The organism is Pseudomonadota bacterium (assembly GCA_039196715.1).
Classification (GTDB): Bacteria; Pseudomonadota; Gammaproteobacteria; order CALCKW01; family CALCKW01; genus CALCKW01.
Map to the genome: position 1 here is coordinate 23,005 of JBCCUP010000056.1, position 7,639 is coordinate 30,643.

The 7,639-nt window shown below is 66.6% G+C and carries 6 protein-coding genes; all 6 read left to right on the forward strand.

Annotated features, from left to right (window positions below; all coding sequences use genetic code 11):
• The first annotated feature begins 54 nt into the window (after positions 1-54).
• Positions 55-1,392: a hypothetical protein gene (locus tag AAGA11_16645; GenBank protein MEM9604496.1), complete on the forward strand. Its 1,338-nt coding sequence runs from the start codon at positions 55-57 to the stop codon at positions 1,390-1,392.
• 154 nt (positions 1,393-1,546) lie between these two features.
• Entirely contained in the window at positions 1,547-2,116 is a 570-nt protein-coding gene (locus AAGA11_16650) for a peroxidase-related enzyme (protein MEM9604497.1), read from the forward strand.
• A 50-nt stretch (positions 2,117-2,166) separates the two neighbouring features.
• Positions 2,167-4,155 (forward strand): acetoacetate--CoA ligase, encoded by a 1,989-nt coding sequence (locus AAGA11_16655; GenBank protein MEM9604498.1) that lies wholly within the window; start codon positions 2,167-2,169, stop codon positions 4,153-4,155.
• Positions 4,152-4,730, forward strand: coding sequence for a DUF1285 domain-containing protein (locus tag AAGA11_16660; protein ID MEM9604499.1), 579 nt, complete (start codon positions 4,152-4,154; stop codon positions 4,728-4,730). The genes AAGA11_16655 and AAGA11_16660 overlap by 4 nt, the downstream gene beginning before the upstream one ends.
• 306 nt (positions 4,731-5,036) lie before the next feature.
• Complete coding sequence (locus AAGA11_16665) at positions 5,037-6,302, forward strand: OmpA family protein (GenBank protein MEM9604500.1); 1,266 nt, start codon at positions 5,037-5,039, stop codon at positions 6,300-6,302.
• A gap of 2 nt (positions 6,303-6,304) precedes the next feature.
• Positions 6,305-7,078, forward strand: a complete 774-nt coding sequence (locus tag AAGA11_16670; GenBank protein ID MEM9604501.1) for a DUF4332 domain-containing protein — start codon at positions 6,305-6,307, stop codon at positions 7,076-7,078.
• Positions 7,079-7,639 lie beyond the last annotated feature (561 nt).

Genomic DNA, 7,639 nt, shown 5'->3' on the forward strand with positions numbered 1-7,639 from the left:
GCCCGGCGCGTGACGCGGTGTCGCGCGGGATTTGACCTCAAGGACACGGCTCAGATGGCGCGACCAGACCCAATCAACGCACTCCGCCACGTGGCAGACACGGTCGCCGGCGCGGACCTGCTGACCCCGTTGAGCCACATCAACCAGGCCTCGCGGCCCGAGGACGCGGTCGACTTCGTGCCGATCCTGCTGAGCAGCTACGGCGAGTTTCACAGCGCCGCCAAACAGTTCAACCGCGCCGAGAAGCAGGTGTGCGAGGTCATGAAGCTGCATGGCCTCTTCGACGAGGCACTCTGGCGCGGCCTGATCAACGCACGCAGCCTGAGCGCGGAGCAGCTCATCTCGCTGCACGAACTGCACGGGCGCGTGCACTTTGCCGTCAACTACGTGCCAGACCTCGTGGCCCTGAGCGACAGCCAGAGTGCCGCGTTCAGCACACTGCCCGAGGGCAAGTCGGTGCTGGCGCTCGGTGTACGGCCGTTCGAGGCCGCCGACGGCGTCGACACCTCGCAATTGACGCATGCGCTGCACGGCCTCGAACTCCTCTACGTGGCGAGCTGCGCGATGTCCTCGATGGAGCCGCAGCAGCTCGTCGTGCAAAACTGGCGCGGCCACCCGATGCCGATGATCAGCATCCTGATCGACAAGGAAGCCCGGCCAGCACTCGACCGCATCCTGACCGGGCTTGCCAGGCTCGTCGGCGAACACGCGGGCGCGCTGGCGCGCCACTCGCTGACCGACATCCTGCTTGACAGTGACATGTTCCTGCAGCTCGACGCGGTGGCCGAAGCCGGCGTGCTCGATGCCGATGGCCACGAAGACACCGCCAACCTGCTGCTCGACGGCTGCCTCGAGATGCTCTCGGCCGGGGTGATCCCGCCGGGCCTGCCCGCGGCCGCGCAAACCAGACTCGACGGCATCGCCGTGGTGGCCGAGCACGAGCTCCGCGAGCACACGCAGGGCGTTCACGATGCGGCGCCGGCCGACGACACCGCGGACGACCCGTCCGAGGATGCCGCGATCGGGGCGACGGCCGTTGGCGTCGCCGGTGCCCACGCGATCAACGACGACGGTGTGGCCGATCAGGACAGCGTCGACGGTGTCGTCGACGGCGACGCCTACGACGACCACGAAGACGACCCGATCGACGACGCGCACCGCGGCGCCGAGATCGTGCCGTTCTCCACGACCAACGACTACGACGACGAAGACGACCTCCAGATCGTGGTCGAGATGGACGGCGAGCCCATGGGCGACGACATCGACGACGAAGACCTCGGGACCGAGCCCGAGGACATGCCTGAGCCGATGCCGATGGTCGAGCCCGAGATCGTCACCAACAAGGCATTCAAGCGCGCGCTCAAGGACCTCAAGAAGTCCCAACGACGCTAGATTACCCCGCGACGTCGACCCGGGTGCCAGCGCCGACAACCTCACGTTGCGGCTGGCACAGCACGCGGCGCCTGCCGCCTCACCGAGAAACACGCAACGCACTCGCTGACCGCGCTCAGGCGTGCGATAGTGCGCTCTGATCTCGGAGACTCGTATGCCCAAGGCGCTGTTCGACCACACCGACGCGGATCTGTCTGACCTGCCCGACGCCGTGCGCGAGCGGATCCTCACGGTCCAGGAGAAGGCCGGCTTCGTGCCGAACGTGTTCCTCGCGCTGGCGCGCCGCCCGGCCGAGTTTCTGGCCTTCTTCGACTACCACGATGCGCTCATGAAGCGCGAGAGCGACACCTTGCCGGTGGCCGACCGTGAGATGATCGTCGTGGCGATGAGCGCGTTGAACCGCTGCCAGTACTGCGTGGTGGCCCACGGCGCGCTGTTGCGGATCTACGCAAAGGACCCGCTGCTCGCCGACCGGGTCGCGGTCAACTTCCGAAAAACCGAGCTCAGCGAGCGGCAGCGTGCGATGCTCGAGTATGCCGAGAAAGTCAGCTTCCAGTCTGACGAGGTGGACGACGAGGACCACGCGATGCTGCTCGACGTCGGCTTCACCGCCGACGACGTCTGGGACATCACCGCGATCACCGCGTTCTTCGGCATGTCCAATCGCCTGGCCAACGGCCTCGGCATGTTGCCGAACCCGGAGTTTTTCACCTTGGGGCGGTGACCGCGCCGACCCGATAACCGACCCACCTGCACAGCACCAGGACACGCCTGATGAGCCCGCCCGCCGACGCGGCTGCACCCGCACCGACCCTGCTCTGGACGCCGAGCCACGAGGCCGCGCAGCAGTCTTCACTGGCCCGGTTCCAGAAAGCCGCCGAGGGCCTGACCGGCGAGCGTTTCGCCGACTACGCGGCGTTGCACCGCTGGTCGGTGGACGACCCGGCGGCCTTTTGGGGTCTGGTGTGGGACCACTGTGAGATCAAGGCCAGCCGCGCAGCGAGCGCGGTCCTGGTGGAGGGCGACGCGCTCCACGACGCGCGCTGGTTTGTCGGCGCCAAACTCAATTTTGCCGAGAACCTGCTGCGTCGCCGCGACCAGGACACGGCGCTCTATTTCCGCGGTGAGGACCGGGTCGAGAGCGAGCTCACCTGGGAGCAGTTGAGCCGGCTCGTGTCCCGCACCCAGCAACTGCTGCAGCAGTGGGACGTGCAGGAGGGTGACGTGGTCGCCGGCATCATGCCGAACATGCCCGAAGCGGTCGCCATCATGCTGGCCTCTGCAAGCCTCGGTGCGGTGTGGACGGCCTGCGCACCGGACTTCGGTGCCGAGGCCATCGTCGACCGGTTCTCGCAGTGCGAGCCCAAGGTGCTGTTCTGCGCAGACGGCTACTTCTACCGCGGCAAGACCATCGACAGCCTGGCGAAGGTCGAGTCGGTGGTGCAGCAGCTGCCGAGCGTGGCGCGGGTGGGCGTCTGCGGCTACGTGCAGGACCAGCCGCTGCTGCCACGGAGCTTTCGCAATGCCGTGCTGTTCGGTGGCGCACTGGCTGCGTACCAGCCGCGCACGCCGGAGTTTCGTCAGCTGGATTTCGACCACCCCCTGTTGGTGGTCTACACCTCCGGCACCACCGGGCCACCGAAATGCCTGGTGCACAGCGCCGGCGGCGTGTTGATGCAGTTGCTGAAAGAACACAGCCTGCACATCGGCACGACCGAGTCCGACACGGTGTTCTATTACAGCACCGTCGGCTGGATGATGTGGAACTGGCTGCTCGGCGCGCTGGCGTGCAACGCCAGCGTCGTGCTCTACGACGGCTCGCCGCTGCAGCCGCACCGCAACGCGTTGTTTGAACTGGTCGACGCCTTCGGCATCACCGTGTTCGGTACCTCGCCGCGGTTTCTGCAGCATCTGCGCAAGCACGGCGGCCGACCGGTCAGAGACTGCAAGCTCGACACCTTGCGCGTGGTGCTGAGTACCGGCTCGGTCCTCTCGCCGACGGGCTTCGATTTCGTCTACCGTGAAATCAAGTCTGATATCCGCCTGTCTTCGATCGCCGGCGGCACCGAGATCATGGGCTGCTTTGCCTGCGGCAACCCTCGTCTGCCCGTGCACCGAGGTGAATTACAATGCCTGGCTCTCGGCATGGCGGTGGAAGTCTGGAACGATAACGGTGAACCGGTTCCGCTCGGCGAGCAGGGCGAGTTGGTCTGCACCCGCCCGTTTCCGAGCATGCCACTGGGCCTCTTCGGTGACCCGGACGGCGCCGCCTTTCGAGCCGCGTACTTCGAACGCTACCGGGGTGTCTGGCACCACGGGGACTACATCTCGCTCTCGAACACCGGCGGTGTGGTGTTTCACGGGCGTTCCGATGCCACGCTCAACATCTCGGGTGTGCGCATCGGCACCTCCGAGATCTATAGGGTGGTCAACACCCTTGAACCGGTGCTCGATTCGGTCGCCGTGGCGCAGCGCTGGGAGGGCGACGCGCGCATGGTGCTGTTTGTGCGCCTGCGTGGGGAGTTGCGGCTCGACGACGACTTGCGCCAGGTGATTCGTGAGGCCCTGTCGACGCGGGCCTCACCGCGGCATGTGCCGGCCGTGATACTGCAGGTGAGCGCTTTTCCGCACACCCGTGCGGGCAAGCTGGCCGAGCGCTACGTGCGCGACCTCGTCAACGGCGACCCAACGCCGCCGCCGAGTCAGCTGAAGAACCCCGAGTGCCTCGCGTCCTTCGAAGGGCGTATCGAGCTGTTGCGGTGACCCGCTCGCTCGCGTTGGAGCGCCTGAGTCGCGAGATCGAGGCCTTTGCCGCAGCGCTGCCGCCGGTGCACAGCTGGTCGCCGCCGCGTGAGGGTCGCATCGACATCCGCATCGACGAGGACGGCCGCTGGTGGCACGAGGGCGGGGCGATCGAGCGCGAGGCACTGGTGGTGTTGTTTGCGTCGATCCTGCGTTGCGACGGCCCGGGCGAGTACGCCCTGGTCACCCCGGCCGAACGCCTGCGCATCGAGGTGGCTGATGTGCCGTTTCTGATTGTCGACGTCGAGCGCGCCGATACGGATGCGTCAGACCCGGTCTGGGTTGCGACCACGTCGCTCGGCGAATCCGTCTGGATTGGCGAGGCGCACCCGATTCGGGGCGCCAGTTCGGACGAAACGGGCGCGGCGTATTGTGTTGTCAGGCCGGTGCCCGGCACAGCCAACGGCCGCTTGCCGCTCGAGGGCCGCTTGAGTCGGGCCGCGTGGTACCGTCTGGCGGAGGCGCTGGAGACGACGTCGACGTCGGCGTCGTTGCAGAGCGGCGGTGTCACCCACACACTGGCGCGTTGGGACTGACAAAAAAAAACCGGGGAGTGCGCTGCAAACCCCGGTCAAGACACTGACAAAACCGATCGCGGTGAGTGCATGGAAACTGCCGCTCCGGTACCACTCGGACCCGCCTGTCGCACCGCAAGTTCCCGGAATGACCGTCAGTTGTCCAACTTTGCTGCAGTGAATGTTAAACTAGCGAAACAGTCAGGCGGAGCGTGGTTGCAATATCGCGACGCCCGCGAGCACAGCGTGCGTCAATAAACCGGCAGTGCGCGCAGAGGCAGTCGGCACGGCAGGTGCCGACGGAGACATCATGACGGACGGGTTCTAGTGCGCAGAGTCATTCTCACCCTGGTCGGGCTGATTGCCCTGTCGTTGTTGGTGGCCTACGCAGCGGTGACAGAGGCGCCGCGCATCGAGCGCGATATACAAGCCGAGGCGATCGAGCGCTTGAACAACGCCGGCATCGCCGGGGTCAGCGTGCAGGCCGACGGTCGGCGCCTGCTGGCAGCCGGTCAGACCGGTGTGCAGGAGACCACGTTGCGCTTGCTGCGGCAGCAGATCGGTGTGCAGCAGGCCGATTGGCAAGCCGGCCCGCTCGGGTTCAAAGCGACGCGGTCCACCGGGATCCACAGCGCGGTGCGGGACACTCCCACACGGTCCGCAAGCGATGCGGACGGCGACGCACTGGCTGAAGGCGGTGTCGACGCCGACAGCGGGGCAGGCGATGCGGCCGACGGCAGCGTGGTCACGGCGGCGGCTGACGGCGATACCGATGTCGCTGACACCGCGACAGCGGCGGAGCCAGTGCGGGACACCGCGTCGATCGACTCGACGGGTGGCGCCTGGGCCACCGGCATCCGCCTCGACGACACCGGCCTCGCGATCAGCGGCGACTCCATCAACGACGACGACGCAATGCTCGCTACACTGGCGCGCCTGCGCGAGATTGCCAACGGAGTGCGGGTCAACATCACGGCGCGGGCGCACGACAATTTGCCGGAGAGTTGGCCTGAGGCGGTGCTGACCGCCGCCACGGTGCTGAACGAAATGGGCGGCGGGAACGCGGTGCTGTCGAACGGGCAGTTGAAGGTCACCGGCCTCGTGCAGGACCGCGCGCAGGAGCAGGCGATTCGCCGCGCGCTGGTGCAACTGACACCGCCAGACCTCTCGTGGCGCACCGAATTCACCTACGTCGACGACGGCGGTGCGGTCGAAGGCGTCAGTGCCTTTGTCTGCAACGGCAACCTCGCGACGTTCATGCGCGACAAGAAAATCACCTTCGAGCGGGCGTCGACCAGCCTGAGCTTCGAATCCTTCGCTGTGCTCGACGGTGTTGCCGAGATCCTCTCGCAGTGCCCGGCCGTGCGCGTTGAAGTCGCCGGCTTCACCGATTCGCGCGGGTCGCTCGAGCTCAACAACCGGATCAGTCAGGATCGGGCCGACACGGTACGCTTGTACCTCATCGAACACGGCGTGGCGACCTCGCGCATCCTGGCGACAGGGTACGGTCCGCAGCGTCCCATAGCCACCAACGAGACGGCCGAGGGGCGTGCCCTGAACCGGCGCATCGAGTTTAACGTTTTCGGAGAATAACCATGATGGGCATGACCTACCTGATCGGCGAGATCGCGGTGCTGCTTGCTGCGGCGGGCGTGATCGGCTTCATCGTCGGGTGGGGCTTCCGGCACATGTCGAGTGGCAATTCCTCTGCGCGCGAAGAGGAGCTCGCCATCCAGGTGCGCCGCCTGGAGACGGACAGGGATGAACTGGAGAACCGGTTGCGGCGCGCCCAGGACATGGTGCGACAAGTCGGCGGCGAGGCGCCGGTGACCGTGCCCGACACCGTGGCCCCGGTGGACGCCGAGGCCTTCAACCGGGCCTCCGAACAAAGCCGTGAGACGACCTCGCTGCCGGGTGTGCAGATCGCACAGGGTTTGCGGAAGTCGGCTGCGGGCAGCGGGGAATACCGAGTGGCGGACCTGATCGGGCTCGACGAGCACACCCTGCAGCAGATGCGCGAGCTCGGCATTCGCACGACGCACGATCTCCTGCGTGAAACCGATTCCGAATCCAAATTGCGGCTCATGGCCACGGCGATTGAACAGGACGTGTCGCAGGTGCGACGTTGGCGCAGCCTGTCGGACCTCTTGCGGGTACCGGGTATGGACATGAACCATGCGCAGCTGCTGATCGGGGTGGGTGTGCTGAGTGTCGACACATTGAACGAACACGATGCCCCCGAGCTGCAAGCCAAACTGGTCGCGACAAACGACGAGCAGGGCCTGGTGGCCGACGTGGCCTCCATCGCCAAGATCGAGACCTGGGTCGAATACGCCAGCCCGCTCTCGCAACTCGATCTCGACGGCTGAGACACGCCTCACAGCGCGCCATCGCGAGAGCGAGACGCACCCTCAGCCGTGGGAGCGGCGTCCTCGCCGAGCCGCAGGCCGGCGAGACGCAGCGAAGGCCTATGGCTTGCGGAAAACATGGCATTCGTTCGGCGTGCTGCGCCTGAACGGCACAGCACGGCCGGAACTCCCACAGGTATCTCAGCGCGTCCAAAGTGCCGTGGGAGCGGCGTCCTCGCGGAGCGAGACGCGGCGAAGCCGCGTGGCTTGCGGATACACCGCATTCGTCCGGCGTGCTTTGCCTGAACGGCACAGCACGGCCGGAACTCCCACAGGTATCTGAGTGCGTCCAAAGTGCCGTGGGAGCGGCGTCCTCGCGGAGCGAGACGCGGCGAAGCCCCGTGGCTTGTGGATACATCGCATTCGTCCGCAGGCGGCCCCCCGGCTTACTGCGCCTCTGCGGCGCAGCAAGGCCGAAGCTCCCACGGGGTTTGGGAATACGCCGTGGGAGTCGCGTCCTGGCAAAGCCAGACGCGGCGAAGGATCGGAAGCAGGTGGCGCACGTGTCACCGCATTGACCGG